The sequence below is a fragment of the Parvivirga hydrogeniphila genome, from assembly GCF_023371205.1.
In the GTDB taxonomy this organism is placed as follows: Bacteria; Actinomycetota; Coriobacteriia; order Anaerosomatales; family Anaerosomataceae; genus Parvivirga; species Parvivirga hydrogeniphila.
On sequence record NZ_JAMCCO010000001.1, the window covers coordinates 384,120 to 410,169 of the forward strand.

Here is a 26,050-nt window from a genome sequence, read left to right on the forward strand (position 1 = left end):
ATTATCTCACGACGCAAGAGGGCTGACGAAAGGACGGACGGCATGTCGGAGAAAGACGAGCAGCGAGCCATCCCCGAAGTGCTCCCACTGATACCGCTTCGCGACCTCGTGCTCTTCCCGAACCTGGTCGTGCCGCTCTTCGTTGGCCGCGAACGGTCCGTGAACGCCCTCGAGCAGGCGATGCGCGCGGACCATCTGGTGGCGCTGGCGACGCAGCGCGAGGCCGAGACGCAGGAGCCCGACCCCGACGACATCCATTCGATCGGGTGCGTCGTGAGCATCCTGCAAGAGCTCAAGCTGCCTGATGGCACAGCCAAGGCGCTCGTCGAAGGAATCAAACGGGTACGCATCGTCGAGTACCTCCGGACAGATCCGTACATGGAGGTCCGGATCGAGCCCATCGAGGAGGCCGCCGAGGCAGACCTCGAGACCGAGGCGCTCATGCGCAACCTCGTTGCTGACTTCGAGCGCGCCGCGCAGCTGGGGAAGCCGATACCGCAAGAGGTGCTGATCGCCGCCAACGGCATCGAGGAGCCAGGACGGCTCGCCGACTTCGTCGCGTTCCATCTGAGCCTCAAGACCGAGGAGAAGCAGCAGATCCTGGAGGCGATCGATCCGAAGCAGCGCCTGTCGATCGCCAGCGAGTTCCTGCGCAAGGAGCTTGAGATCCTCGAGCTCGGCTCGCGCATCCAGAGCCGCGTCAAGGAGTCGATGACGAAGACCCAGCGCGAGTACTTCCTGCGCGAGCAGTTGAAAGCCATCCAGCAGGAGCTCGGCCAGTACGACGAGATGCAGGCAGAGATCGAGGAGTACAAGCAGAAGATCGAGGCCGCTGGCATGCCTGAGGCCGTCAAGGAGAAGGCGCTCAAGGAGCTCGGCAGGCTTGAGAAGATGCCGCAAGCGGCGGCGGAAACTGCGGTGATCCGATCGTACCTCGACTGGCTGGTGGGGCTTCCCTGGCAGGTCGTGGACGAGGAGAAGCTCGATCTGAACGAGGCGCAGAAGATCCTCGACGAGGACCACTACGGCCTGGAGAAGGTCAAGGAGCGCGTGCTCGAGTACCTCGCGGTGCACAAGCTCACCGACCACATGCGCGGCCCGATCCTGTGCTTCGTGGGGCCGCCGGGCGTCGGCAAGACCTCCATCGGAAAGTCGATCGCGCGCGCCCTCAACCGCAAGTTCGTCCGCATGTCGCTCGGCGGCGTACGGGACGAAGCGGAGATCCGAGGCCACCGCCGTACCTACGTGGGCGCGTTGCCGGGCCGCATCATCCAGTCGATCAGCCAGGCCGGGACACGCAACCCGGTGTTCATGATGGACGAGATCGACAAGGTCGGCGTGGACTTCCGAGGCGATCCGACGGCGGCGCTGCTCGAGGTGCTCGACCCCGAGCAGAACAACGCCTTCCAGGACCACTACCTCGAAGCGCCGTTCGACCTGTCGGACGTCATGTTCATCACGACCGCCAACCTCCTCGACACGATCCCGCCGGCGCTTCGAGACCGCATGGAAGTCATCCACTTCCCGGGATACACCGAGGAGGAGAAGCTGCAGATCGCGAAGCGCTACCTGATCCCGAGGCAGGTCAAGGAGCACGGGCTCAACAGGAAGCTCATCTCGATCTCGGACCCGGCGGTGCGTGAGATCATCCGCCGGTACACCCGCGAGGCCGGCGTGCGCAACCTCGAGCGGTCGATAGCGGCCATCTGTCGGCAGGTCGCGCGCAATGTCGTCGAAGGTCGCACCGAGAAGACCTCGGTGACGGTCAAGAACGTTCATGAGTTCCTCGGCCCCGCGAAGTTCAGCTTCGGTCTGGCCGAGAAGCGCGACGAAGTCGGTGTCGCCACAGGGCTGGTGTGGACCGAGGTCGGCGGCGATGTGATCTTCGTCGAGGCCACGACGATGAAGGGCAGCGGCAAGCTCATCCTTACCGGTCAGCTCGGCGAGGTGATGCGGGAGTCCGCGCAGGCCGCTGTGAGCTACATCCGAAGCAAAGCGAGCGAGCTGGGCATCGATCCAGAGTTCAACGAGAAGCTGGACATCCACATCCACGTCCCCGCGGCCGCGATTCCCAAGGACGGTCCGTCTGCTGGCATCACGATGGCCACTGCGCTCGTCTCGGTCCTCACCGGCCGTCCGGCGCGGCGGGAGGTCGCTATGACCGGCGAGATCACGCTGAGAGGCCACGTGCTGCCCATCGGCGGGCTCAAGGAGAAGCTGCTCGCCGCGCACCGGGCAGGCATCAAGAAGGTCATCATCCCTAAGGAGAACCTGCGCGACCTGGAGCTCGTGCCGGAACACGCGCGGACAGAGATGGAGGTCGTGCCTGTCGAGCGCATGAGCGAGGTGTTGGAGCACGCGCTCAAGCCGGGCTCGAGAGCAACAAGAACTTAACGCCCCGCCGTTTGGCAACGATTGTGACGGGGAACACAGTTCACGTACTGCGCATGTCTTGAAAGACGCAGAGGGAAGTACCGAGGGAGACGTCTGAGCGCTCGCCGGCCACACGGTCACCATGTGGCGAGCACGAGTCAATGGTGAGACCGGCCCTGTTATGGGGCCGGTCTTTGCTTTCTGTGAACCATCTGTTGCTTTCGATCCAGCGGCACAGGAGGGAAGGGGTGGTTGCTGTGATGCACTGGAGAAAGGACAGCGGAGGTATCGGCCGGGTGTTCTCGGCGCTCCTGGCCGTCCTGCTGGCGGTCGCGATGGTGAGCCCCGCGATCGCCGTGTATGCCGACGTAGGGAGCGAACCGTCATCGTCAGACTCGACGCCTCCGCCTGCCGCTGCAGAGCCAGCTGCGCCGGACACGCCTGAGGCGGCGATCGCCGAGCTCGACGAGCCTGCGGTCACTGAAGTCGTCGCGCCGGTGGCGCCTGAACGAGTCGCTGCACCAAGCGAGTCGGACGCGATTACCGAACCGGTGCCACCGCCCGCTCCGAAGCAGAACGCCGCTCCGCCGGTTCCGGCGGCTGAAGCCATCGGGCCGACGGCAGATTATGCCGAAGTCGGCTCGGTCGAATTCGAGGGCTGGGACAGAGATCCGCATCCCAAGTGGACCAACGGGCAAGTGAGCGGGTACGTCGAAGGCGAATGGATCCCCTTCCGGCTGACCATCGATAACAAGCAGGGCAGCGGCGCGGTCCAGGTCCCGCCGATGGTCTACAAGGTCGACCACAAGTCAGGCTCAGCGGTAGCTATTGACGCTACGAAGGGCTGGCGCTGGGAGGTTGAGGGGGGTGCCTCGGGCGTCTACACGCCGACCATCAAGGACGATGATTCCGATCCGGCCTATCTCCGGACGGTCCTTCCCGAGGCGAGCGGCTTCGAGATCCCCAAGGGCAAGCAGGGCTACATATACTTCGAAGGGCATCTCGCGATCAGCCATGACTGGGCTCCGCTTGTTGGAGCCTCCGGCTACCCGGGTGCGAGCGCTCAGGCACGTCTCGTCGAGTGGAACGGCGAGAACATCGGCGATAAGACCGTGCCGTTCAAAGTGGGGCCGTCGCTGATCCCGCCGTACAAGATCTGCGGGCTCAAGTTCGAGGACAAGAACGGGAACGGCATCCAGGACGCGGGCGAAGGTCCGCTTGCGGGGTTCGTCTTCCGCCTGCGCTACCTTGGGCCAGGCTTCGAGTTCAGCCTCGATGCCATGTCTGGTGCGGACGGGACATTCTGCTTCTCGGAGCTTCCCCCCGGCGGATACGAGCTCACAGAGGAGCCGAAACCGGGCTATCACCTCACGACCACGATTCCGAACCCCATCACCGTGGGAAGCAGCTCGACGCTGCCGAACCCGCTGAAGATCGGGAACCGTCGAAACGACGTCACCAAGACCTTCTCGCTTTCCGTGGGCGAGGGCATGCCTGCCGCCGACGGCTACTTCGTGCGCTACACGGCAGGCGCGTCCACCTCCGACCTCGCGCTTTCCCCGAGCGCCGAGGGCGGCTACGCGGCCGACGTCGTCCTGCCCTGGGGCACGACCATCTCCTCCTGGCAGTTCTTCGCCTCGCTCGGCGACGAGGAGGTGCCGCTTTCCGGCTCGCTCGGCCCCGAGACCCTCACCGGTCCCATGACCAACAGCTGGGAGCACGGCCCCGGCTCGATCTCGGGCCACAAGTACATCGACGCCGACGGGGACGGCCAAGGCGACGTCCCGGGCGCGGGCTGGCTCATCAAGCTCTTCCGCGAAGGCCTCTTCTACGATCAGGCCACCACGGGCGAGGACGGCTCGTACTCGTTCACCGGGCTGCTCCCTGGCTCCTACACCGTGGAGGAGGCCGAGCAGGACGAGTACCTGAGGATCTGGCCTGAAGGGCCGGCGCTCGGGCCGTTCCAGATCGGATCGGGCACCGCCATCGAAGGCGCGGACTTCGTGAACCAGCAGCGCCCCGGCGCGATCGAGGTCGACAAGTCCGTCTCGCCTGAGGCCGCGCATCCGGGCGACACGCTCGCCTACACGATCGATGTGCGCAACACAGGCCAGATCGCGGTCCTGCTCACGACGGTGACCGACCCGGCCTTCTACGGCGGCGCGAACCTGCTTCCCGCCCCGGTGTCGCTCGCCCCGGGCCAGGCGCTTTCGGACCTCGGGATGCAGATCGTGCTTTCCATGGAGGCGCCTGAGGCCGATTCGCTCGACAACACGGCGTACGCAGAGGGGCTGACCTCCTTCGGCACCGTCTCGGACTCGGACGACGCGCACGTGGACGTCCTCATGCCCGCGCTCTCGGTGACCAAGACGGCCGAGCCTGGCCGCGTCACCGACTCGGGCGAGGTCGCCTACCGCGTCACGGTTCTCAACACCGGCAACACCACGCTCACCGTCGACGTCGTGGACTGGGTGGACGGCGCGGTGCGGCGCACGCTCGCCACCGACCTCGTCCTCGGCCCCGACGAGTCCCATGCCTTCGAGTGGACCGAGACCGTGAGCGAGCCGACCGTGGACACGGCGGTCGCGACCGGCACCGACGCGCTTCAGCGCGAGGTCACCGCCTCTGACGACGCGAGCGTGGCGGTCGACGTCACCAAGACCTTCTCGCTTTCCGTGGGCGAGGGCATGCCTGCCGCCGACGGCTACTTCGTGCGCTACACGGCAGGCGCGTCCACCTCCGACCTCGCGCTTTCCCCGAGCGCCGAGGGCGGCTACGCGGCCGACGTCGTCCTGCCCTGGGGCACGACCATCTCCTCCTGGCAGTTCTTCGCCTCGCTCGACGGCGAGGAGGTGCCGCTTTCCGGCGTCCTCGGTCCCGAGACCCTCACCGGCCCCATGACCAACAGCTGGGAGCACGGCCCCGGCTCGATCTCGGGCCACAAGTACGAAGACCTCAATGCCAACGGCTCGTGGGAGGAGAGCGAGGACGGGCTTGCTGGTTGGACCATCAAGCTCTACCGGCGCTCGACGATGCCGCCGGTCGACGGCGTGCAGCCGCTCGTGCTTCCGTACACGTGGACTCCTGTCGCTGAGACGGTGACCGGCGAAGGCGGCTGGTACTCCTTCACCGGCCTGCTGCCGGGCACGTACCGGGTCGAGGAAGTCGGACAGCCGGGATGGCAGATGACGGACGCGCCTGATGGCGACCTCGTCATCGAGAACGGCACCGTCGTAGAGGACGCCGATTTCGGCAACCACAAGGTGCTGTACACCAAGACTTTCGAGCTCACGTTCGATTCGGCTCCAGCGGGCGTCACGTTCTTCGTGGAATTCACGCTCAACGGTGAGTCCATGCGGATCGACCTCACCGGATCCGGGCCGTACGCGGCGTCGGTCGAGGTCGCGTATCCGTACGAGATCGGCAACGTGTCGTGGTACGCCGCTCAGGACGGGGAAGAGGTGCTTCTGGGCGTCACCGAAGGCGAAGTCCTCGACGGCGACACCACGAACTCCTTCACATACACCGCGAGCGTGTCCGGCCACAAGTTCTCTGACGACGACGGCAACGGCGTGTGGGACAAACCCGATGAGGTCGGTCTCCCCGGCTGGACGATCGGTCTGTACCGCGAGTCGCCCAACGGCGGTATGGAGCCTGTCTCGCTGCCGGATGCGGCGCCTGGGTTCGTGCTGTACGACGTCGCAGTGACCGGCGAGGACGGTTCCTACTCGTTCGACGGCCTGCTTCCCGGCACGTACTACGTGGCGGAGGAGCAGCAGGACGGCTGGACGCAGACGGCAGCTCCTGAGGGAACCTTCGTGGTGAGCAACGGCGCTGCGGTCTCGGACCTCGACTTCGGCAACCAAGAGGAGTTCCTGCCGTTCACCGACACCGAGATCGTGAAGCGCGCGGACAGGTCCGTCGCCGACGCCGGCGACCTTGTCACGTACACGCTGACGTACTCGAACATAGGCGGCGGCGTGATCGACTCCGTGCGGATCGTCGATGACTACGACGAGCGGTACCTCACGCCCGTCGACACCGCTGGCGGCGCCGTCGTCGATGGGACGCTCGTGTGGATCGACACCGTTCCGCTGGGCCCCGGTGAGACCAGGACCATCACCTACACGATGCGCATCTCGACCGAGTTGTCTGAAGGGACGACGAACATCCGCAACGTCGCCGTGATCAACCCCGGCGACCACGAGTCATCCTGGACGGTGCGGGTCACCACCGAAGAGCCGTTCCTGCCATTCACCGGCGGCGGCATCACGTTGCTCGTCATCGCAGCGACGCTTGCAGCGGTGTTCGGCATCGCGATCCGCAGGCGGGCTCAGGAGTAGGGGCAGGCGCGTCAGCGCCACGAAAGCGGGGGCCGCATCCGCGGCCCCCGCTTTCGTGGCGCTGCGCTTTCGGTGCTCGACTCACCGCGGCGGCACGTTCTCGCCCCAGTCGATGCGACCGTTGTCCCGCCAGTCGATGATGTGCCACACCTCGTGGTTGAGGATGCGGGACAGGCTCGCAGTGTGGTTGGGGTTGATGACGATGCGTCCGGACTTGTAGTAGCAGATCGCCTGGTAGCCCTTCGTATCGCCGAAGCTCACCGTCGTCCCCTTGAGGATCGGGTACTTCGCGATCAGCCCGGCCAGGATCCGCCGCGCCTCGGAGAGCTCGTCACCCGAGGAGGTCGCTGGCCGCGTGCTGACGGTCTTCGGCTTCGACGCGGTGGACGCCGTACCAGCGGGCTTGGGCACCGCGCCGCTCGGCTCAGCGACTGCCACAGGCGTCGGCTGCTTCCACGCGGCGGCCGGCACGAGCGCGACGTCCTCGAACGTCACCGCTGGGATCGCCGGTTGCGCGGCCTCGATAGTCGTCCCGATCGCCAGACGTGCCGATGCGCTGTCGCTCGGCAGGACGGCCACTGCGCTCGCCGCGATGGCGACCGCGGCGACCACCGCGAGGGTCATGAGCCTGGTGCGGCTCTTCGTTGCCTGCTTCATCTCGAACGCCCCTTTTCGAGCCAGAGCGCGAAACCGGCCCGAACCCCCCGAGAAGGCCTCTTGAGGGTTCGGGCCGGCGTTCGTGCCAGCGCTCTGCCTCGGCAGCCCGGCTGTCCTGGGAGGGTGGCCTCCTGTAGACCCGTGGCTTTGCGTCGTCCGCCTTTCAGCGGAGGTGCCTTTTTCGGGGTTCGCCCGGTATTCGCTTCTCAATCGCCGTACACTTGCAGTATCGGCAGCGGCGATGTCCCGCTTTAGCGAGGATGACGATGGCGCGGACAGTATTCGAAGGTACGAGCGAGAACGCGGCAGAGACACCGCAGCGATCCGCTCGCGCCGTTTCGCGCACGCGCCTCATGAGCAACTGGTTCTTCGGCGTGGCCCTCGGCATCCTGGCCTACTACGGCGTGACGGATTTGCTCGCGGAACGCGCGCAGCAGGTGCTTCGTGCGGAGTCCCCGGCCCTGTCAGCTTTGGCCATCTCTCATGAGGTGACGACCACGCTCGACTTCAGTGCGTGGAAGAACGATGCGGCCTACTGGGCAGCGCTTCGTGAAGGGGAGGCGTTCGCGCGTCTCGTTTGTGACGCGATGGGACTTGACGCTGTGGTCGTAAGAGGAGTCGCTCCGCGCGACCTGACGCGGGGCCCCGGATGGGCGCCGTACACGGACGTCCCCGGGCCGACGGGCAACTGCGGGATCTCGGGCCACCGGACCACGTACGGTGCCCCGTTCCGGCGGATCGACCGCGTCAAGCCGGGGGACGCGATCGTGCTCGTCGCGCCGTACACGACCTACCGGTACGTGGTCGAGCGCGTCTTCGTCGTGCGCCCCGACCAGGTGGAGGTCTTCGACACGACGGACACTCCGTCGCTCACGCTGACCGCGTGCCATCCGCCGTACAGCGCCCGGTACAGGATCGTGGTTCGTGCGAAGATGGTGGGCGCTTCAGTGAATGACACGACCGGCGAGTGAGGAGATGCAGATGCGCGTGCTTGTGACCGGCGGGGCCGGGTTCGTAGGGTCGAATCTCGTGTGGACGCTTCTCGGTGGGGGCCACGAGGTGCACGTGATCGACGACCTTTCTACCGGGCGGTTCGAGAACCTCCACCCGGCGGCGATGATGCGGACGCTCGACATCACGAGCGACGGGTTCGCCGACGCTGTGGTCGCGATCCGTCCCGAGGCGATCGTCCACCTCGCCGCGCAGACGAGCGTTCCTGCATCGATCCACGACCCCGCGCGCGACCGGCGCATCAACGTCGATGGGACGCGGGCGGTCGCGCAGACAGCGAAGGCGTGCGGCGCGTCGCGGGTGATCTCGGCGTCGTCTGCCGCCGTGTACGGCGAGCCGGCGGAGCTGCCGCTGCGCGAGACGGCAGCGAAGCGGCCGGCGAACCCGTACGGCGCATCGAAGCTCGAGGCGGAGCGCGTGCTCGCAGAGGAGCTCCGCGGCAGCGGCGTGGACTTCGCATCGCTGCGGTTCTCGAACGTGTACGGGCCGCGGCAGGACTGGCGCGGCGAAGGCGGAGTGGTGGCGATCTTCTCGGCGGCGATGTCGGCGAGACGCGCACCGATCGTCTTCGGGAACGGCTCCCAGACCCGCGACTTCATCTACGTGGGAGACGTGGTGAGCGCCATCCTCGCTGCGCTCGAATCGCCGGAACCGCTCGCGGGCGAGGGTGAAGACGGTCCAGCCTACAACATCTCGACCGGATCCGAGACGTCGCTCGACACGCTGGTCGCGCACCTGCGCGCGGCGACGCGCTACGCAGGGCCGGTCGAGCATGCGCCTGCGCGGGAGGGCGACATCGCTAGGAGCGCTCTCGATCCGGTCAAGGCGCGGTCCGTCTTCGGTTGGGAGGCGCGCGTCCCTCTGGAAACCGGGCTTGCGATGACCGTGCAGTGGTTCGCCAGGAGCGTGTGATGCCGGCTGAGGAGGAGCACGTCGGCGCCGCCCACCTCTGGCAGGCCAAGCTCGCGGCCGAGGTGAAGCGTGCGGAGTCGCTCGTGCCGGGGCGTCGGCGCGCGGCGTCGTCTGCTCCGGCGTACAGCGCGGTGCTGGCCGTGAAGGGCCATCCGACCGAGGCCGACGCTGTCGCCGGGCGCGTGTTCGGGGGAAAGGACGGCGAGGCCCTCCGGAAGGCGCTCGCAGCGCTCGGCGTCGAGGGCGACCCGTTCTGCATGGCGAGCAGGCCCTCGGCGGAGGCCGAGGAGCACCCGGACGCAGTGGCGAGGCGGGTCCGCGAGCTGGCCGAGGCCGTGGAGGCTGAGCTCGTGCTCGCGCTCGACGCGGTCGCCGCCGGCGATGTCGCCGCCGCTTTCGGCACAGAGGCGCTCAAGCCAGGCGTGCCCGTCCACCTGCCCGGGCACATCCTGCTTGCAACGGACGACTTCTCGGCAGCGCTCGTTGACGAAGCGGCCAAGCGCGTCGTGTGGCGTCAGATGAAGGCGCTCGTCAGAAGCTGAGGACCCGGAAAATAGCACTGGGCGCCGTGCGATGGCGCCCAGTGCTCGGAACACGATGCTGCGAGGTCTCAGTCCTCTTCGATCTCCACGATCGCGCCCATCGGGCATTCCTCCATGCAGGTCGCGCACCCCGTGCAGTCGTCCTCGTTCACCGGTTCGGCAACGTCGTCCACGAGCTCAAGGACGCCTTCAGGGCATGCGTCCACGCAGATCCCGCAGCCCGAGCACTCTTCAGGATCGATGATGGGTCGAGGCATGTGCTCCTCCTTCGTCGTAGACGCCCCCCGAACGCAGATGACGTGGGCGGGCCAAACCGCGACGTACAGTATCCGACGCGCCAGTGCGTGTAAAGAGGCGGAAGACAGGAATCATCGAGACATCTTGCTGGCCCTCGTCGTTCCCGCGCGTGCCAACGATTAGACGGAGGGCGAGCTGGGTATCATAAGCCAGGTCGTTTTAGAAAACTTGACACTAATGCACTTAGATTGTAGAGTCGCAGGAGCGAAAAGCGGGTATGATGCCCGTTGCGAGGAGACAGACAACGACCGCGCACGCGCGGACTCGGAAGGAGAGGCAGGACATGGGCAAGATAATCGGCATCGATCTCGGGACGACGAACTCGGCGATGGCGGTGCTGGAAGGTGGCGAGCCGACCATCATCGTGAACGCTGAGGGCGACCGCACGACGCCGTCGGTCGTCGCGTTCCGCAAGAACGGCGAGCGCATCGTCGGCAAGGCGGCGAAGAACCAGGCGATCACGAACCCCGAGAACACCATCAAGAGCATCAAGCGGTTCATCGGACGGCGCTTCGAGGAGGTCGAGTCGGAGCGCAAGACGGTGGCGTACAAAGTCGTCAAGGGCAAAGACGGCCGCGCCGTCGTCGAAGTCGAGGGCAAGCAGTACACGCCGGAGGAGATCTCAGCGATGATCCTCCAGAAGCTGAAGGCCGACGCGGAGGCGTACCTTGGCGAGCCGGTCACTGAGGCCGTCATCACGGTGCCGGCGTACTTCAACGACATGCAGCGCCAGGCGACCAAGGACGCTGGCAAGATCGCCGGCCTCGAGGTGAAGCGCATCATCAACGAGCCGACCGCAGCTGCGCTCGCGTACGGTCTCGACAAGAAGGGCCAGGACCAGACCATCCTCGTGTTCGACCTCGGTGGCGGCACTTTCGACGTGTCGATCCTCGAGATCGGCGAGGGCGTCTTCGAGGTGAAGTCGACCTCTGGCGACAACCACCTCGGCGGCGATGACTGGGACCAGCGGATCATCGACTGGCTCGCAGACAAGTTCAAGGCCGACCACGGGATCGACCTGCATCAGGACAAGATGGCGCTCCAGCGGCTCAAGGAGCACGCCGAGAAGGCGAAGATGGAGCTGTCGTCGATGCAGTCGACGCAGATCAACATCCCGTTCATCACGGCTGACCAGACCGGCCCGAAGCATCTGGACTACACGCTCACGCGCGCGGAGTTCCAGAAGATCACATCGGACCTGCTGGACAGGTGCCGCAAACCGGTCGAGCAGGCCATCAAAGACGCCGGTCTGTCGAAGTCTGACATTGACCACGTCATCCTCGTGGGCGGTTCGACGCGCATGCCGGCGGTCCAGGAGCTCGTGAAGCAGCTCACCGGCAAGGATCCGCACATGGGCGTGAACCCGGACGAGGTCGTGGCGCTCGGCGCAGCCATCCAGGGCGGCGTGCTTGCGGGCGACGTCAAGGACATCCTGCTGCTCGACGTGACGCCTCTCTCGCTCGGCGTCGAGACGCTCGGCGGCGTCATGACGAAGCTGATCGAGCGCAACACGACGATCCCGACCCGCAAGAGCGAGATCTTCACTACCGCGGCGGATGGCCAGACGAGCGTGGAGATCCACGTCCTTCAGGGCGAGCGTGAGATGGCGGCCGACAACAAGACGCTCGGCCGGTTCCACCTCACGAACATCCCGCCTGCGCCGCGCGGCGTGCCGCAGATCGAGGTCACGTTCGACATCGACGCGAACGGCATCGTGAACGTCAGCGCGAAGGACCTGGGCACCGGCCAGGAACAGAAGATCACCATCACCGGCACGACTGCGCTGTCGGATGAAGAGGTCGAGCGGATGGTTCGCGAGGCCGAGGCGCACGCCGAAGAAGACCGTCGCAAGCGCGAAGAGGTCGAAGTCCGCAACAACGCCGACACGCTCGTGTACGCGACTGAGAAGTCGCTCAAGGACCTGGGCGACAAGGTGCCGGCCGAGACCAAGAGCGCGTGCGAGGAGGCCATCGCGGAGGTGAAGAAGGCGCTCGAGGGAAGCGATCTGGACGCCATCCGCAAGGCCACCGAACGTCTGCAGCAGACGTCGTTCAAGCTGGCAGAGATCGCGTACCACCAGGCTCCGCCCAGCGGCGAGGCCGGCAGCGCCGAGACTGCGTCTGAGCAGGGCGAGGAAGAGGTCGCTGACTTCGAGGTCGTGGACGAGGAGAAGTAGCCATGGCCGAGCGGAAGCACACGGGCTCCGGCGGCGGGCCGGTTTCGGAGCACGAACGGCGCGACGATCGCGCTGCGGAGGCGGTCCGCGAGGACGTCTCCGCAGCGTCCGCTCCGCTCGACCCCGAGCTCGAGGCGGACCTTGGGGCGGAGCTCGACTTGCGCGGCGATCAGCTGCAAGCGGAGTTGGAGGCGGCGCGCCAGGAGGCCGCCGAGCACCTTGAGACGGCGCAGCGCGTGCGTGCGGAGTTCGAGAACTACCGCAAGCGCGTCGCGCGCGACCAGGCCGAGATGGCCGCTCGCGCCGGTGAGCGGATCATCGTCGAGCTCCTGCCCGTGCTCGACAACCTCGAGCGCGCCATCGACCATGTGACGGCAGGCGGCGACCTCAAGCAGCTGCTGCAAGGCGTGGAGATGGTGCACAAGCAGATGCTCGGCGTGCTCGCCAAAGAAGGTGTCGAGGCGATCGACCCCTTCGGCCAGCCGTTCGACCCTGCGCGGCACCAGGCGGTCGGGCAGCGCGAGGATGCAAGCGTGCCCGAAGGAACGGTGTTGGAGGTCTATCAGAAGGGCTATTCGCTTGCGGGCAGGATCATTCGGCCCGCGATGGTCGTCGTGAGCGTCGGAGGCCAGGCGGCGAAGGAGTAGGCCATGGCTGCCGCCAAGGACTACTACGACATACTCGGCGTGAGCAAGAACGCCACGCAAGAGGAGATCAAGAAGGCCTTCCGGAAGCAGGCGCGGAAGCACCATCCCGACGCGGGCGGCAGCGAAGAGCGCTTCAAGGAGATCAACGAGGCGTACGAGGTCTTGTCGGACCCCGAGAAGCGCAAGCAGTACGACCAGTTCGGCCAATACTTCGGCGGCAACGTCCCGCCTGGAGCTGGGGCTTCGGCGGGCGGCGCAGGCGCCTGGCCGGGCGGGTTCACCTATACGCACGTCGGCGACGTCGGAGACCTCGGCGACCTGTTCGGGGACCTGTTCTCCGGATTCGGGGCGAGCACGGGTCGCGCTCGGACAGCGACGGCTCGGCGAGGCGCAGACCTGCAGTACGACGTGACGCTTTCGTTCGACGAGGCGCTTCGCGGCATCTCGACGAAGGTCGACGTGCGGCGTGACGAGACGTGCTCGACGTGCCACGGCACGGGCGCGAGGCCGGGAACGGGCCGAACGACGTGCCCGACCTGCAAGGGCTCCGGGCACGTCACGCAGGGGCAGGGGCTGTTCGCGTTCTCGCGGCCCTGTCCTCGATGCGGTGGTGAGGGCACGATCGTCGAGCAGCCGTGCAGCACCTGCAAAGGTCGCGGAACGGTCACGCGCGTGAAGCCAGTGACCGTGAACATCCCCGCCGGTGTCACGGACGGAAGCAAGCTGCGTTTCAAGGGCAAGGGCGAACCCGGCGCCGCCGGCGGCCCTCCAGGCGATCTGTACGTGGTGACGCACGTCAAGCCGCACCCCTACTTCACGCGTGACGGCGCTGACGTGGTGATCGAGCTGCCCGTGACGATCGCGGAAGCGGCTCTCGGCACCGAGGTCACGGTCCCTACGCCGGCAGGCGAGCGGGTGAAGCTCAAGATCCCGGCAGGCACGCAGGACGGCAAGGTGCTGAGGATTCCCAAGAAAGGAGCGCCGCGGCTCAAGGGCAAAGGGGCGGGCGACTTGAAGGTCAGGGTTCGCGTGAGAGTGCCGACGAAACTGACGGCGCGTCAACGCGAGCTCCTGGAGGAGTTCGCGCGGGTCTACACCGAAGACGTCCGTTCGCACATCCGGTGAATGACGAAGGAGGCAAGCGATGAGGAGCCAACGGGGCCACAAGGAGCGGCCGCTGTACATGATCAGCGTGGCGGCCCAGCTTGCAGGCATGCACCCGCAGACGCTTCGCATCTACGAGCGCAAGTGCCTGATCAAGCCGAAGCGCTCGGCTGGCAACACGCGCTTGTACTCCGACGCGGACATCGAGCGTCTCCGGCTGATCCAGCGCCTGACGCAAGACGAGGGCGTCAACCTCGCAGGCGTGGTGCGGATCTTGGAGCTCGAGGACCGGATCGAGCGGCTGCAGGCAGAGCTCGAGCAGGCTCGCGCTGAGGTCAGCCAGGCGGAGCGGCGGCTCGCCATCGAGATCCAGCGTGTCCGCCAGAGCATGCGAGCGGACATCGTGCACGTCCCACGGGGCGGCATCGTCCGGAGGGACGGATGATGGGCGATCGTCGAAGCGGATTCATCCGCTGGCTCGAAGGCGTCCGGGCCGGGGAAATACCCGGTGGGCCGGTATGACGGCTCCTGGCGTGGGCGTGGTCACGCCTGCTGAAGGGGCGCGCGGCGCCGGCTTGAACGCTGCGGTGACGGCCGGTGCGGCCGAGACGGAATGGAACGCGGGCGCTTGGGCGCTCGAAGGAGCTGATGAGACATGAGGTTGGACAAACTGACAGTGAAAGCGCAAGAGGCGCTCCAGGCGGCGCAGGGCATCGCCGACGAGGCCTCTTCGCAGGTGATAGAGCCAGAGCATCTGCTCAAGGCGTTGCTTGACGCCGCCGAGGGCATCGTGCGGCCGATCGTGCAGAAGGTCGGTGCGGACCCCGACCTCGTGGAGGCCGAGGTCGCATCGGCCATCGCCAAGATGCCGAAGGTTTCCGGTCCCGGCGCCGCCGGGCCGGCAGGCATCGGGCCGCGCCTTAACACGGTTCTGAACAGCGCCTTCAAGCACGCCGAGAAGCTGAAAGACGCGTACGTGTCGACAGAACACCTGCTGCTCGGCATCGTCGAGGAGGGCGGAGAAGCCAGCCGCATCCTGAGCGTGCACGGCGTCACGGCTCCGCGGCTTGCGGCCGCCATCGAAGAGCTTCGGGCCGGCGCGCGCGTGACCGATCAGAATCCCGAGGCGCAGTTCCAAGCGCTCGAGCGGTTCGGCCGGAATCTCACGGCGGCGGCGCGCGAGGGCAAGCTCGACCCGGTGATCGGTCGCGACGCGGAGATCCGGCGGGTCATCCAGGTGCTTTCGCGGCGGACGAAGAACAACCCAGTCCTCATCGGCGAGCCGGGCACCGGCAAGACCGCTATCGTCGAGGGTCTCGCGCAGCGCATCGTCGCTGGAGACGTCCCGGCGACGTTGAAGGACAAGGAGATCATCGCGCTCGACTTAGGCGCGATGGTGGCGGGCGCGAAGTACCGCGGCGAGTTCGAGGACCGGCTGAAGGCCGTCTTGCGCGAAGTGCAGAACGCCGAAGGCCGCATCATCCTGTTCATCGACGAGCTGCACACCCTCGTCGGCGCCGGTGCGGCCGAAGGCGCGATGGACGCATCGAACATGCTCAAGCCGGCGCTCGCCCGCGGCGAGCTGCACGCGATCGGCGCGACGACGCTCGACGAGTACCGGGAGCACATCGAGAAGGACGCTGCGCTCGAGCGACGCTTCCAGCCGGTGTTCGTGGGTGAGCCGAGCGTCGAGGACACCATCGCGATCCTCCGCGGACTGAAAGAGAAGTACGAGGTGCACCACGGCGTGCGCATCACCGACGGCGCCATCGTGGCGGCTGCGATGCTTTCGGACCGCTACATCACCGATCGCTTCTTGCCGGACAAGGCCATCGACCTCATCGACGAGGCCGCCAGCCGCTTGCGCATGGAGATCGACTCGATGCCCACCGAGATCGACGAGCTCGATCGCAAGCTGCGCCAGCTCCAGATCGAGGAGCAGGCGCTCATGAAGGAGAAGGACGAGGCGAGCAAGGAGCGGCTGGAGGCGCTGCGCGCGGAGATGGCCGAGCTCACTGAGAAGCTCACGGGCCTCAAGGCGCGTTGGGAGAGCGAGAAGTCCGTGATCGCCGAGGTCCAGCGCCTGAAGGCCGAGCTAGACGAAGCGAAGATCGAGTCCGAGCGGGCCGAGCGTGACGGCGACCTGCAGCGGGCCGCCGAGATCCGCTACGGCCGCATCCCTGAGATCGAGCGCAAGCTTGCCGAGGCCGACGAACGGCTCAAACAGCTGCAGTCCGGCGAGGCCATGCTCAAAGAGGAGGTCACCGAAAGCGAGATCGCCGAGGTGGTGAGCTCCTGGACCGGCATTCCCGTCTCGAAGCTCCTCGAAGGCGAGATGGAGAAGCTCGTGCACCTCGAAGAGCTGCTGCACAAGCGGGTGGTCGGCCAGGACGAGGCCGTCGCGGCCGTTGCCAACGCCATCCGGCGAGCGCGGGCGGGGCTGTCAGACCCGAACCGTCCGCTGGGCTCGTTCCTCTTTCTCGGCCCGACCGGCGTCGGCAAGACCGAGCTCGCGCGCGCGCTCGCGGAGTTCCTCTTCGACGACGAGCGCAACATGGTGCGCATCGACATGAGCGAGTACATGGAGAAGTTCAGCGTGCAGCGGCTGATCGGTGCGCCGCCTGGCTATGTCGGCTACGAGGAGGGCGGCCAGCTCACCGAGGCGGTGCGCCGTCGTCCGTACAGCGTCGTGCTGCTCGATGAGATCGAAAAGGCGCACCCGGAGGTCTTCAACGTGCTGCTCCAGGTGCTCGACGACGGGCGCCTCACCGACGGTCAGGGCCGCACCGTGAGCTTCCGCAATACGATCATCATCATGACGAGCAACGTCGGCAGCCAGTACGTCACCGAGCTCGCCAAGAGCGGCGATTACGAGCAGATGAAGGCCGCGGTGGAAGAGGTGCTCCGCCAGACATTCAGGCCGGAGTTTTTGAACCGCATCGACGACATCGTGGTCTTCCACCCGCTGACGATGGAGCAGGTGGCGGAGATCGCGCAGCTGCAGCTGGAGCGCGTCACGCTCAGGCTCGCCGAGCGCCGTATCACGCTCCAGATCGAGCCGGCGGCCCTCGAGCGCATCGCTATCGACGGGTTCGACCCGGTGTACGGAGCGCGGCCGCTCAAGCGTGTCATCCAGCGGGAGGTCGTCGACCGAATCGCCAAAGCCCTCGTCGCAGGCGAGGTGCGCGAAGGCGACACGGTCATCATAGACGTGATCGGAGACGAGATTGGGATCCGCGCCGTCAGGCACGAGTCCCGGTAGGACCGCGGCAGGCCATGGTCGCGGGCCGAAGCGCAGGAGGTGATACGCATGGCGATAGCGAAGTGGGATCCGTTCGGCGAGATGCTGAGGATGCAGCGCGAGATGGAGCAGATCCTTGCGCGGCTCGGAAGCGCGCCGCGTGAGAGCGAGGCGCGGGTCGAGGCCGTGGCGTGGATGCCGAAGATCGACGTCAAGGCGAGCGGCGACGACATCGTGGTGCTCGCTGAGCTGCCGGGGGTGTCTCCCGACGACGTCGAGGTCGAGGTCACTGACAACGTGCTGACGATCAAAGGCGAGCGCAAAGCGTCGCTCGAGGAGAAGGACGAGAGCTGGCTTCTGTGCGAGACCTGCTACGGCGCGTTCGAGCGCACGATCGCTCTGCCCGAGGGCGTCGATCCCAGCTCCATCGAAGCCGGCTTCGAGAACGGCGTGCTTGCGATTCGCGTGCCGAAAGCTCTTGCGAGCGCAAAGCCGAAGACCACGAAGGTAGAGATCGGAAAGAAGTGACGCCCTCGTAGCTCGGATGGCAGGCGGCTCCGGGATTCCCGGAGCCGCCTTCGTTGACAGTCGCTCACGCAAAAGATAGTATGCTAACGGTTAGCATGCTAACGAAAGGAATCGCTGTGCCGTGTTCGCGCATCGACGATCCAGAAGGCTCCCCGCCGTTCGATGACGAGTGGGAGGTCGCGCAGGCGGCAGGCGTCGATCCGCACTTGTACGCCGCCTTCCGTTCGCTCAAGCGCGTCATGACGCTCTATCGCCAGTTGGCGTTCACGGTCTTCGAGGGCGCGGGTGTCCATCCGGGCCAGGCGGCGTGCCTGTTCATAGTCGCGTCGACGCCGGGTCTCAGCCAGCGCGAGCTTGCCGACCGGTTGCACGTCTCGCCGCCGACCGTGACGGCCATGCTGCAGAAGATGGAGCGCGCAGGATTCGTCGAACGACGGCCGGACGCCGCCGATCAGCGCTTGATGAGGATCTGGCCGACGGACCAAGGCCGTGAGGCCGCCCGGGCGCTCGGAGAGGTGTTCGCCGACCACATGAAGACGATGTTCGACGGGTTCACCGAAGAGGAGATGACGACGTTCGTGGAGCTCATGGAGCGGCTTGGAGAAAACGTCGCTCAGTGGTTGCCGCTGTGGCGGGCAGAGAAGCGTTCCGCGGGAAACGAGGAGTGAGATGCGCAAGCTTTTCCGGTTCTTGCGACCGTACTGGAAGCAGATAGCCCTGGTCGTGCTGCTGCTGGTGATCCAGGCGATCGCCAACTTGTACCTTCCCGACCTCAACGCCGAGATCATCAACAAGGGAATCGCCAAGGGAGATGTCGACTTCATACTGCGCACGGGCGGCATCATGGTCGGCGTGACCCTCGTGCTCGGCATCGTCTCCGTCGTGGCCGTCTACCTTGGCGCAAGAACCGCCATGGCCTTCGGTCGAGATCTGCGGAGCGCGGTCTTCCGCGCGGTGGAGAGCTTCTCTGCGGCCGAGCTCAACCGGTTCGGCACGGCGTCGCTCATCACGCGCAACACCAACGACGTGCAGCAGGTGCAGATGCTCGCGGTTCTCGGGCTGAACATCATGATCCTCGCGCCCGTGATGGCGATAGGCGGCATCATCATGGCGTTGCGGCAGGACGTGCCCTTGTCAGGGCTGCTCCTTGTGGTCATCCCCCTCATGGGTCTCGTCGTCGGCCTTGCGATGAGCAAGGCGCTCCCGCTCTTCCGGAAGGTCCAGGTCAAGACAGACCGCATCAACCAGGTCGTGCGCGAGTACCTGGCAGGCGTGCGCGTGATCCGCGCATTCGTGCGGACCGAGCACGAGCGCCGACGGTTCCAGGAGGTCAACGCGGATCTCACACAGACCACGGTGCGCGTGCAGCGGCTGTTCGCGACGGTCATGCCGGCGATGATGACCATCTTCAACATGACCGTCGTGGCGATCCTCCTCTTCGGCGCCAAGCGGGTCGATGCCGGAGCGATGCAGGTCGGCAACCTCACCGCGTTCATCGCCTACATGATGCAGATCCTCATCTCGGTGATGATGGCGGTCATCATGTTCGCGATGGTGCCGCGTGCGGCCGCGTCGGCCGAGCGCATCGTCGAGGTGCTGGAGACCGAGCCTTCGATCAAAGACCCCGAGAATCCAGCGCCGGAGTCCGGAGAGTGCGGCTTCGTCGCATTCGAGCACGTCGGCTTCCGGTATCCTGGCGCTGAGCATTCCGTGCTGTGCGACGTCTCGTTCGCGGCTGCGCCAGGGGAAGTGACGGCGATCGTCGGCTCGACCGGAAGCGGGAAGTCCACGCTCATCAACCTGATTCCTCGCTTCTACGACGCCACAGAAGGGCGCGTCCTCGTCGACTGCGTCGATGTGCGCGAGATGCCACGGGAACAGCTGTGGACCAAGATCGGCTTCGTGCCGCAGAAGGCGTTCCTGTTCTCAGGAACGGTCGCGGACAACCTGCGCTTCGGCAAGCCTGACGCGACTGACGAAGAGCTGTGGCACGCGCTGGAGGTCGCTCAGGCCCGCGAGTTCGTTGAGGCAATGCCGCAGGGCCTTGAGACCCCGGTCGCGCAAGGCGGCGTCTCGGTCTCCGGCGGCCAGCGCCAGCGCCTTGCGATCGCGAGGGCCCTCGTCAAGCGGCCGGACGTGTACATCTTCGACGACAGCTTCTCGGCGCTCGACTTCAAGACGGACGCGAAGCTCAGGCGCGCGCTCCGTCACGAGACCAAGGGCGCGACCGTGATCATCGTGGCGCAGCGCGTGAGCACGATCATGGACGCGGACCGCATCGTCGTGCTCGATCAGGGCCGCGTGGTCGGCATCGGCGTGCACAAGGAACTGCTCGATTCGTGCGAGACCTACCGCGAGATCGTCGAGTCTCAACTGACGCTTGAGGAGATAGCATGACCGAGAACGCTCGTGACGACGTGAAGATCGCTCCGCGCCCCGGAGCGGGGCCTGGTCCTGGGCGCGGTTTCGGGCCGGGCGGGCACATGGGGATGGCTCCGGTCGCCAAGCCGAAAGACTTCCGCAGCTCGCTGAAGCGTCTTGCGGTGCTGCTGCGGCCGCAGGCGCTCACGATCGGCCTCGTGGTCCTCTTGGCCGCAGCGAGCGTCGCGCTCAGCGTCGCCGCTCCCAAGGTCATCGGCAAGGCGACGAACGTCATCTTCGAGGGCGTCATCGGCAAGAAGATGCCTGCTGGGGTCACCAAGGCGCAGGTCGTGGAGATGATGCGCCAGAAGGGCCAGGACCGCCTCGTGGACATGCTCGCGAACATGAACGTGAAGCCGGGCCATGGCATCGACTTCGACAAGCTGCAGGGCATCCTCACGACGATCGCAGCGCTGTACCTGCTCTCTGCGCTCTTCCAGTGGGCGCAGGGCTACCTCATGGCAGGCGTGTCGCAGCGGGTCGTCTACGACATGCGCGCACGGGTGGACGAGAAGCTCGCCAGGCTCCCGCTCAAGTACTTCGACAACCACCCGCGCGGAGACGTCCTGAGCCGCGTGACGAACGACATCGACAACATCGCGCAGACGCTGCAACAGGCGATGACGCAGCTCATCACGGCGCTGCTGACGATCATCGGCGTGCTGGCGATGATGTTCTCGATCAGCTGGATATTGGCGCTGATATCGCTCGTCACCGTTCCGCTGTCCGTCCTGGTGACGATCATGATCGCGAAGCGCTCGCAGGTGCAGTTCTCCCGCCAGTGGGAGCGCATCGGTGCGCTCAACGGCCACGTCGAGGAGATGCACACCGGCCACGCGATCGTGAAGGTCTTCGGGCGGCAGAAGGAGGCCATCGAGCGGTTCGACGAGCTCAACGCGCAGGTCTACGACGCAAGCTTCAAGGCGCAGTTCATCTCGGGCATCATCCAGCCGTCGATGAACTTCATCAACAAACTGAACTACGTGGCGATCTGCGTCATCGGTGGCGTCCGCGTCGCGCACGGCACGCTGAGCTTCGGCGACGTGCAGGCGTTCATCCAGTACTCGCAGCAGTTCACACAGCCGATCGTCCAAACGGCGAGCATCGCCAACGTGCTGCAGTCGACCGTCGCGTCGGCCGAGCGCGTGTTCGAACTCCTGGACGAGCCTGAGGAAACGCCCGATCCTGTACAGCCCGTGAAGCTTCCCGAAGTGCATGGGCGCGTGGAGTTCGACCACGTCTCGTTCCGGTACGTTCCCGACAAGCCGCTCATCGAGGACCTGAACCTCGTCGTCGAGCCGGGTCATACCGTGGCGATCGTCGGGCCGACCGGCGCCGGCAAGACGACCCTCGTGAACCTTTTGATGCGCTTCTACGACGTGGACGAGGGCGCGATCCGCATCGACGGCGTGGATGTCCGCGATATGGCGCGCGATGACCTGAGGCGCTTGTTCGGCATGGTCCTGCAAGACACGTGGCTCTTCGGCGGCACCATCCGCGAGAACATCGCGTACGGCAAGGAAGGCGCCACAGAAGAGGAGATCATCGCGGCGGCCGAAGCGGCGCACGTCGACCACTTCGTGCGGACGCTTCCCGAGGGGTACGACACGCGCATCGACGATGACGCCGCCAACATCTCGCAGGGCGAGCGACAGCTGCTCACCATCGCCCGCGCGTTTCTTGCGGATCCGGAGATCCTCATCCTGGACGAGGCCACGAGCTCGGTCGACACGCGAACCGAGGTGCTCATCCAGCGCGCGATGGCCACACTCATGAAGGGCCGCACAAGCTTCGTGATCGCGCACCGCCTGTCAACGGTACGCAACGCCGAGACGATCATCGTCATGGACAACGGTCGCATCGTCGAGCAGGGGAACCACGCGGAGCTGATGGCTCGAGGCGGCTTCTACTACGACCTGTACACGAGCCAGTTCGAGCGTGCGTTCGAAGAGGCCGTGTAAGCGCACGGCACGCGAGGCCTGTCGCCGAGCTCCGGCGCGGGCCTCGCTTACGGCGTGCTTCCGTTGGCGCCGTGCGGGTGCGCCTTGATGTAGGCGATGGCGTCGTCGACCACATCGGTGAGGTAGATGTAGTCGAGGTCCTCAGGCAGGATCGTTCCGTTCGCTACGAGCGTGTCGCGGAAGAACAGCATGAGCGGCCGCCAGTAGTGCGAACCCATGACGACGACCGGGAACGAGGCCATCTTGCCGGTCTGGATGAGCGTGATGGCTTCGAAAAGCTCGTCGAGTGTTCCGAAACCGCCCGGCATGATGACGAACGCGCGCGAGTACTTCACCATCATCACCTTGCGCACGAAGAAGTGCTCGAAGGTCATGACCCGGTCGAGGTACGGGTTCGGCTTCTGTTCGTGCGGCAGGTGGATGTTGGCGCCGATCGACAGCCCGCCCGCCTCCTTGCAGCCGCGGTTCGCCGCTTCCATGATGCCGGGACCGCCGCCGGTCATCACGGCGTAGCCGTTCTCAGCGAGCGCACGGCCCATCGAGCGCGCGAGCTGGTAGTGCTCGTGGTCTTCGCCGAATCGCGCAGAGCCGAAGACGGTCACCATCGGTCGGTTGATGGTGAAGAACTCGAATCCTCGCAAGAACTCGAGGAAGATGCGGACCGCAGAGACGGTGTTCTCCTCGTGGCCGTGCCCGCCGGCCAGGAACTCGGCCTCTGCGCCGATGACCTGCTCGAGCAGGCTCGGCGGGTACGCGTCGCGGTCGTCTCGTTCTAGGTCGCTCATCGTCTCTCCTTCGGACAGAAGCAGGTGCGCCGATTGTACTATCGGCGCACCTGGTCGCGTGCGATCGCTGCCGGCCTACGGGAGGAGCTTGACCGGTATCGTCACCACGTCGATGCGCGAGCCGTCCCGCGGCGACTCCGCGAACACGACGAGCGAGCCCATCTGGACGCGGGTCACCGTGAACGGCACGGTGTCTGCGAACGTGCCGCGCGTGCCTGTCCCGGACGAGGCCATGATGGTCTTCGAGCCGACGACGGTGCCGGCGGCATCACGGACCTCCGCCTTGAAGACGGCCTCGAAGACGTTCGCCGTTCCGCTGATCCGAAGCGGGCTTCGTGCCGACTCGCCTGGCCTCGGGGACTCCACGAAGATGGCAGGCAGCATGTCTTCGAAGTCTTTGCGCTGCATGGGGTGGTCGATGACGATGCCTTCACCGCTGAAGACGTCCACGGGCCTGCCATCGAGCTTCAGCGTGACCGCATCGACCGTGTCGAACTGCGTGGCCGTGAACACGAGCTGCGCGAGCCGCATGAACATCGAGAGCGAGCCGCCGCCATCGTCGAACTCGCCCGTGAGGTCGACCGTCGCCACGCGGTCGCGGATCGACACCGAGCGCAAGCGGGTACCGGCGGGTATCTCGGTGTGGAAGCCGTAGGCCGCATCGGTGCTCGACGGCCCCTTGAGCAGCTCGTTCAGCGCGGCGGTCGCGACTGCTTTGGTGTACGGCACCTGGCGCACGACGACGCCGAGCTTCTCGCCGCGCGGATAGTACACCGACAGCGCGAGCGTCTTGCTGGTGGAGGAGCCGCTGCCGCCCGCTGGCGGCGCGGTCGTTTCGCTCGAGCCGTCTTCTGGCGGAAGCGGCTGCGCAGTCGGCTCTTCGGTCGCCGGCCGTGAGCCCGTCGCGTCTTCTGTCGACGTGACGGGCTTCCGTGCACAGCCCCACGCCGTGACAGCGAGCGCCAGGATGGCAAGCACCGTGCAGAATGCGATGAGCCTTCGTGCCATGACGATCATCTCCCTCGGTAGAGCCATACTCTTCTTGTATCCCCTGCGCCGTTCGGCACGTTCGTCTTGAGCGGACACGTCATCAAGCCGATACATGCTGCGTAGGTTCCCCTTCGAGGAGACCGACACGAGCGAGCGCATCGACATAGGGCCGCGATCGCGTGCGTGCGACCGCCAGCGCGCCGCTGTCGCTGAGATGCTCGAAGGAGCGTCGTTCCCGGCAGCCATCTGGTCAGGGGCGGAGATGCGCTTCGTGTGGATGAACCGCGCATTCAAAGACGTGCTCGATGACGTGAGGCCGCAGTGGGACCTTCTCGGCATGCCGGTCCGCGGCTTCCTTTCCGACACACGGTCTGCCGTGCGTTTCATCGACGCCGCATACACCGGTCAAGCTCTCACCGTCCCCGAATACGAGCACTCCCCGTCTTGGGGCGAGACCACATACTGGCAGCTCGAGTACCTGCCCATCCCTGGTCGGCTGGACGGACCGTACGACGTGCTGTTCACGGCCATCGACGTGACCCAGACCGTTCTTGCGCGCAAGCGGGCCGAGGCCGAGCTGGACGAGATCCGCAGGGCGATGGGCCTCATCGACGCGACGATCCTCTCCACGCTGGACGCCGAGGAGGCGATGCAGCGCGTGCTCGTCGAGGCCACGGAGGTGTTCGGCGCGGACTGGAGCTGGATCGCCGAGCGCCGGCCTGCGGGGTGGGTGTTCCGCAACGTGCACGGTTGGCCCGAGGAGATGATCGGCCTTCGCTTCTCGGACGACGGTCCGTCGCTGCCCCGGCTTGCGGCCGAGCGCATGCGCGTCGTCGCCGTCGGCTCGGTGGAGGACGCCGATCCCGTCGAACGGCTGCTCATGGAGCGGCACGACATCGGAGCCATGCTGCTGGTGCCAGTGCTGCACAGGGGAGAGGCCGCCGCAGTGCTCGGCTTCTGCTGGGACGCCGAGGCCGCATTCAGCGCAGCGGTGCTCGACGCCTCCGAGAAGCTGTCGGTGTCGCTCTCGCTCGCTGTCGAGAACGCTCGGGCGTACGAGGCCGAGCGTTCGATGCGGCGCACGCTGCAATCGGCGTTCTTCACCGCGCCTGAAGCCGTGCCCGGTCTGGAGGTAGGCCACCTGTTCCACTCCGCTTCGGGCGGGGCGACGCTCGGCCGCGACTTCTACGATATCGTGCAGCTGAGCGAGGGTCGGGCCGGTGTCGCGATCGGAAGCGTCGTCGAGCGGCGCGACGACTCGCCGGCGTTCGCGGCGCTGCTGAAGAGCGCGATGCGCTCGGAGGCGTATCGTCTGCCGGCGCCTGCGAGCGTGCTTGCTCACGCCAGCGACATCGTGGCGAGGCACGCGGAACCGGGTCTTGGCGCAACCGCGTTCTTCTGCTCGATCGACCTGGCCACCGGCACGATGGCGTACGCCAACGCGGGGCACCCGGGGCCTGTGCTCGTTCGTGATGGCGAAGAACCACTCATGCTCGCAGACGATGGACCGGGTCTCGGCGCAAGCGCAGCGGGAAGGTTCGTCTCCCGCAGCGCGGAGCTCAGGGTCGGCGACCTGCTCGTGCTGTATACGAACGGCGCGATCGCTGGGAGACGGCGGGATGCAGAGCCGTTCGGAGCGCGGCGGCTCGTGAGCGCATGCGCGGCGTGCGCAGACGCTCCCGCCCGCGAGGTTCCTCAGGAGATCTTCCTGGATCTGTTCTCGTACGCCGACGGGCGGCTGACCGAGGACGTCGCCATCCTCGCGCTGCGCCGCACCGGCGAGACCGATTCTGGCCAGCAACGCCTCGAGCTGGCTGCGCTCTGAAGCGGACCACGAGCCGATTGCGCTACCATAACGCGAGCACGTTTGATGTTCGTCAGCGCCCGGAGCGCCTAGAAAGCCTCGTGAGGAGCGCCATGTCAGAGATCAGCCCGTTCCAAAGCCCGTACAAGCACTGGAGAAGCGGCCTGCTCCTGGAGATGCTCACTGCCGCTGGCTTCATCTCAGCTCTGGTCGTGCTGGCGTACGTGCTGGCTGCCGTCATCTAGGGAGACTGCCGAG

At 66.2% G+C, this 26,050-nt stretch carries 20 protein-coding genes and 1 riboswitch; of the genes, 16 read left to right on the forward strand and 4 right to left on the reverse strand.

Annotated features, from left to right (window positions below; translation table 11 throughout):
- Window positions 1–42 precede the first annotated feature (42 nt).
- Window positions 43–2,394 (forward strand): endopeptidase La, encoded by a 2,352-nt coding sequence (gene lon, locus MX659_RS01930; protein ID WP_267191795.1) that lies wholly within the window; start codon window positions 43–45, stop codon window positions 2,392–2,394.
- A 239-nt stretch (window positions 2,395–2,633) separates the two neighbouring features.
- The gene (locus tag MX659_RS01935) at window positions 2,634–6,716 is read left to right on the forward strand and encodes a DUF7507 domain-containing protein (protein WP_267191796.1); all 4,083 of its coding nucleotides are present in this window, start codon (window positions 2,634–2,636) and stop codon (window positions 6,714–6,716) included.
- An 81-nt stretch (window positions 6,717–6,797) separates the two neighbouring features.
- Here the strand turns inward: MX659_RS01935 and MX659_RS01940 are convergent, their stop codons facing one another.
- Complete coding sequence (locus MX659_RS01940) at window positions 6,798–7,373, reverse strand: hypothetical protein (protein ID WP_267191797.1); 576 nt, start codon at window positions 7,371–7,373, stop codon at window positions 6,798–6,800.
- A 97-nt stretch (window positions 7,374–7,470) separates the two neighbouring features.
- Window positions 7,471–7,560: riboswitch (cyclic di-GMP riboswitch) on the reverse strand.
- Between the two features lie 79 nt (window positions 7,561–7,639).
- Between MX659_RS01940 and MX659_RS01945 the strand changes: the two genes are divergently transcribed.
- Genes MX659_RS01945 through MX659_RS01955 form a run of 3 tightly spaced genes read left to right on the forward strand, consistent with a single transcriptional unit; the run spans window position 7,640 to window position 9,838 of the window.
- Window positions 7,640–8,344 (forward strand): class E sortase, encoded by a 705-nt coding sequence (locus MX659_RS01945; protein ID WP_267191798.1) that lies wholly within the window; start codon window positions 7,640–7,642, stop codon window positions 8,342–8,344.
- Between the two features lie 10 nt (window positions 8,345–8,354).
- Window positions 8,355–9,296 carry an NAD-dependent epimerase/dehydratase family protein gene (locus MX659_RS01950; RefSeq protein ID WP_267191799.1) on the forward strand — a complete coding sequence of 314 codons (942 nt, stop codon included), beginning with the start codon at window positions 8,355–8,357 and terminating at the stop codon, window positions 9,294–9,296.
- Complete coding sequence (locus tag MX659_RS01955) at window positions 9,296–9,838, forward strand: hypothetical protein (protein ID WP_267191800.1); 543 nt, start codon at window positions 9,296–9,298, stop codon at window positions 9,836–9,838. Before MX659_RS01950 ends, MX659_RS01955 begins: the two co-directional genes overlap by 1 nt.
- A 68-nt stretch (window positions 9,839–9,906) precedes the next feature.
- Here MX659_RS01955 and MX659_RS01960 read toward each other — a convergent pair whose 3' ends face one another.
- The gene (locus MX659_RS01960) at window positions 9,907–10,095 is read right to left on the reverse strand and encodes a 4Fe-4S binding protein (RefSeq protein ID WP_267191801.1); all 189 of its coding nucleotides are present in this window, start codon (window positions 10,093–10,095) and stop codon (window positions 9,907–9,909) included.
- Between the two features lie 323 nt (window positions 10,096–10,418).
- On the opposite strand from MX659_RS01960, the gene dnaK reads away from it, so the two are divergent.
- The 9 genes from dnaK to MX659_RS02005 all read left to right on the forward strand — a co-directional run bounded on the left by dnaK (window position 10,419) and on the right by MX659_RS02005 (window position 22,213).
- Window positions 10,419–12,311 (forward strand): molecular chaperone DnaK, encoded by a 1,893-nt coding sequence (dnaK, locus tag MX659_RS01965; protein WP_267191802.1) that lies wholly within the window; start codon window positions 10,419–10,421, stop codon window positions 12,309–12,311.
- Between the two features lie 2 nt (window positions 12,312–12,313).
- Window positions 12,314–12,958 (forward strand): nucleotide exchange factor GrpE, encoded by a 645-nt coding sequence (grpE, locus tag MX659_RS01970; protein ID WP_267191803.1) that lies wholly within the window; start codon window positions 12,314–12,316, stop codon window positions 12,956–12,958.
- A gap of 3 nt (window positions 12,959–12,961) precedes the next feature.
- Window positions 12,962–14,083, forward strand: coding sequence for a molecular chaperone DnaJ (gene dnaJ, locus MX659_RS01975; RefSeq protein WP_267191804.1), 1,122 nt, complete (start codon window positions 12,962–12,964; stop codon window positions 14,081–14,083).
- A gap of 19 nt (window positions 14,084–14,102) precedes the next feature.
- The gene (locus tag MX659_RS01980; RefSeq protein ID WP_267191805.1) at window positions 14,103–14,507 is read left to right on the forward strand and encodes a heat shock protein transcriptional repressor HspR; all 405 of its coding nucleotides are present in this window, start codon (window positions 14,103–14,105) and stop codon (window positions 14,505–14,507) included.
- Between the two features lie 210 nt (window positions 14,508–14,717).
- Window positions 14,718–17,324 (forward strand): ATP-dependent chaperone ClpB, encoded by a 2,607-nt coding sequence (clpB, locus tag MX659_RS01985; RefSeq protein ID WP_267191806.1) that lies wholly within the window; start codon window positions 14,718–14,720, stop codon window positions 17,322–17,324.
- A 48-nt stretch (window positions 17,325–17,372) separates the two neighbouring features.
- The gene (locus MX659_RS01990; protein WP_267191807.1) at window positions 17,373–17,831 is read left to right on the forward strand and encodes an Hsp20/alpha crystallin family protein; all 459 of its coding nucleotides are present in this window, start codon (window positions 17,373–17,375) and stop codon (window positions 17,829–17,831) included.
- A 116-nt stretch (window positions 17,832–17,947) separates the two neighbouring features.
- Window positions 17,948–18,499 carry a MarR family winged helix-turn-helix transcriptional regulator gene (locus tag MX659_RS01995; protein WP_267191808.1) on the forward strand — a complete coding sequence of 184 codons (552 nt, stop codon included), beginning with the start codon at window positions 17,948–17,950 and terminating at the stop codon, window positions 18,497–18,499.
- 1 nt (window position 18,500) lies between these two features.
- On the forward strand, window positions 18,501–20,228 hold the full coding sequence (locus tag MX659_RS02000) for an ABC transporter ATP-binding protein (RefSeq protein WP_267191809.1): 1,728 nt from the start codon (window positions 18,501–18,503) through the stop codon (window positions 20,226–20,228).
- Complete coding sequence (locus tag MX659_RS02005; RefSeq protein WP_267191810.1) at window positions 20,225–22,213, forward strand: ABC transporter ATP-binding protein; 1,989 nt, start codon at window positions 20,225–20,227, stop codon at window positions 22,211–22,213. The genes MX659_RS02000 and MX659_RS02005 overlap by 4 nt, the downstream gene beginning before the upstream one ends.
- 47 nt (window positions 22,214–22,260) lie before the next feature.
- On the opposite strand, the gene MX659_RS02010 is transcribed toward MX659_RS02005, so the two are convergent.
- Window positions 22,261–22,998 carry an LOG family protein gene (locus MX659_RS02010; RefSeq protein ID WP_267191811.1) on the reverse strand — a complete coding sequence of 246 codons (738 nt, stop codon included), beginning with the start codon at window positions 22,996–22,998 and terminating at the stop codon, window positions 22,261–22,263.
- Between the two features lie 75 nt (window positions 22,999–23,073).
- Window positions 23,074–24,006, reverse strand: coding sequence for a GerMN domain-containing protein (locus MX659_RS02015; RefSeq protein WP_267191812.1), 933 nt, complete (start codon window positions 24,004–24,006; stop codon window positions 23,074–23,076).
- 94 nt (window positions 24,007–24,100) lie between these two features.
- Between MX659_RS02015 and MX659_RS02020 the strand changes: the two genes are divergently transcribed.
- The gene (locus MX659_RS02020) at window positions 24,101–25,813 is read left to right on the forward strand and encodes a SpoIIE family protein phosphatase (RefSeq protein ID WP_267191813.1); all 1,713 of its coding nucleotides are present in this window, start codon (window positions 24,101–24,103) and stop codon (window positions 25,811–25,813) included.
- 92 nt (window positions 25,814–25,905) lie between these two features.
- On the forward strand, window positions 25,906–26,037 hold the full coding sequence (locus tag MX659_RS02025; protein WP_267191814.1) for a hypothetical protein: 132 nt from the start codon (window positions 25,906–25,908) through the stop codon (window positions 26,035–26,037).
- Window positions 26,038–26,050 lie beyond the last annotated feature (13 nt).

Excerpts from the sequence above, each read along its gene's own strand:
- lon (WP_267191795.1), top strand. The coding sequence starts at position 43 with ATGTCGGAGAAAGACGAGCAGCGAGCCATCCCCGAAGTGCTCCCACTG.
- MX659_RS01935 (WP_267191796.1), top strand. The coding sequence starts at position 2,634 with ATGCACTGGAGAAAGGACAGCGGAGGTATCGGCCGGGTGTTCTCGGCG.
- MX659_RS01940 (WP_267191797.1), bottom strand. The coding sequence starts at position 7,373 with ATGAAGCAGGCAACGAAGAGCCGCACCAGGCTCATGACCCTCGCGGTG.
- MX659_RS01945 (WP_267191798.1), top strand. The coding sequence starts at position 7,640 with ATGGCGCGGACAGTATTCGAAGGTACGAGCGAGAACGCGGCAGAGACA.
- MX659_RS01950 (WP_267191799.1), top strand. The coding sequence starts at position 8,355 with ATGCGCGTGCTTGTGACCGGCGGGGCCGGGTTCGTAGGGTCGAATCTC.
- MX659_RS01955 (WP_267191800.1), top strand. The coding sequence starts at position 9,296 with ATGCCGGCTGAGGAGGAGCACGTCGGCGCCGCCCACCTCTGGCAGGCC.
- MX659_RS01960 (WP_267191801.1), bottom strand. The coding sequence starts at position 10,095 with ATGCCTCGACCCATCATCGATCCTGAAGAGTGCTCGGGCTGCGGGATC.
- dnaK (WP_267191802.1), top strand. The coding sequence starts at position 10,419 with ATGGGCAAGATAATCGGCATCGATCTCGGGACGACGAACTCGGCGATG.
- grpE (WP_267191803.1), top strand. The coding sequence starts at position 12,314 with ATGGCCGAGCGGAAGCACACGGGCTCCGGCGGCGGGCCGGTTTCGGAG.
- dnaJ (WP_267191804.1), top strand. The coding sequence starts at position 12,962 with ATGGCTGCCGCCAAGGACTACTACGACATACTCGGCGTGAGCAAGAAC.
- MX659_RS01980 (WP_267191805.1), top strand. The coding sequence starts at position 14,103 with ATGAGGAGCCAACGGGGCCACAAGGAGCGGCCGCTGTACATGATCAGC.
- clpB (WP_267191806.1), top strand. The coding sequence starts at position 14,718 with ATGAGGTTGGACAAACTGACAGTGAAAGCGCAAGAGGCGCTCCAGGCG.
- MX659_RS01990 (WP_267191807.1), top strand. The coding sequence starts at position 17,373 with ATGGCGATAGCGAAGTGGGATCCGTTCGGCGAGATGCTGAGGATGCAG.
- MX659_RS02000 (WP_267191809.1), top strand. The coding sequence starts at position 18,501 with ATGCGCAAGCTTTTCCGGTTCTTGCGACCGTACTGGAAGCAGATAGCC.
- MX659_RS02005 (WP_267191810.1), top strand. The coding sequence starts at position 20,225 with ATGACCGAGAACGCTCGTGACGACGTGAAGATCGCTCCGCGCCCCGGA.
- MX659_RS02010 (WP_267191811.1), bottom strand. The coding sequence starts at position 22,998 with ATGAGCGACCTAGAACGAGACGACCGCGACGCGTACCCGCCGAGCCTG.
- MX659_RS02015 (WP_267191812.1), bottom strand. The coding sequence starts at position 24,006 with ATGGCACGAAGGCTCATCGCATTCTGCACGGTGCTTGCCATCCTGGCG.
- MX659_RS02020 (WP_267191813.1), top strand. The coding sequence starts at position 24,101 with ATGCTGCGTAGGTTCCCCTTCGAGGAGACCGACACGAGCGAGCGCATC.
- MX659_RS02025 (WP_267191814.1), top strand. The coding sequence starts at position 25,906 with ATGTCAGAGATCAGCCCGTTCCAAAGCCCGTACAAGCACTGGAGAAGC.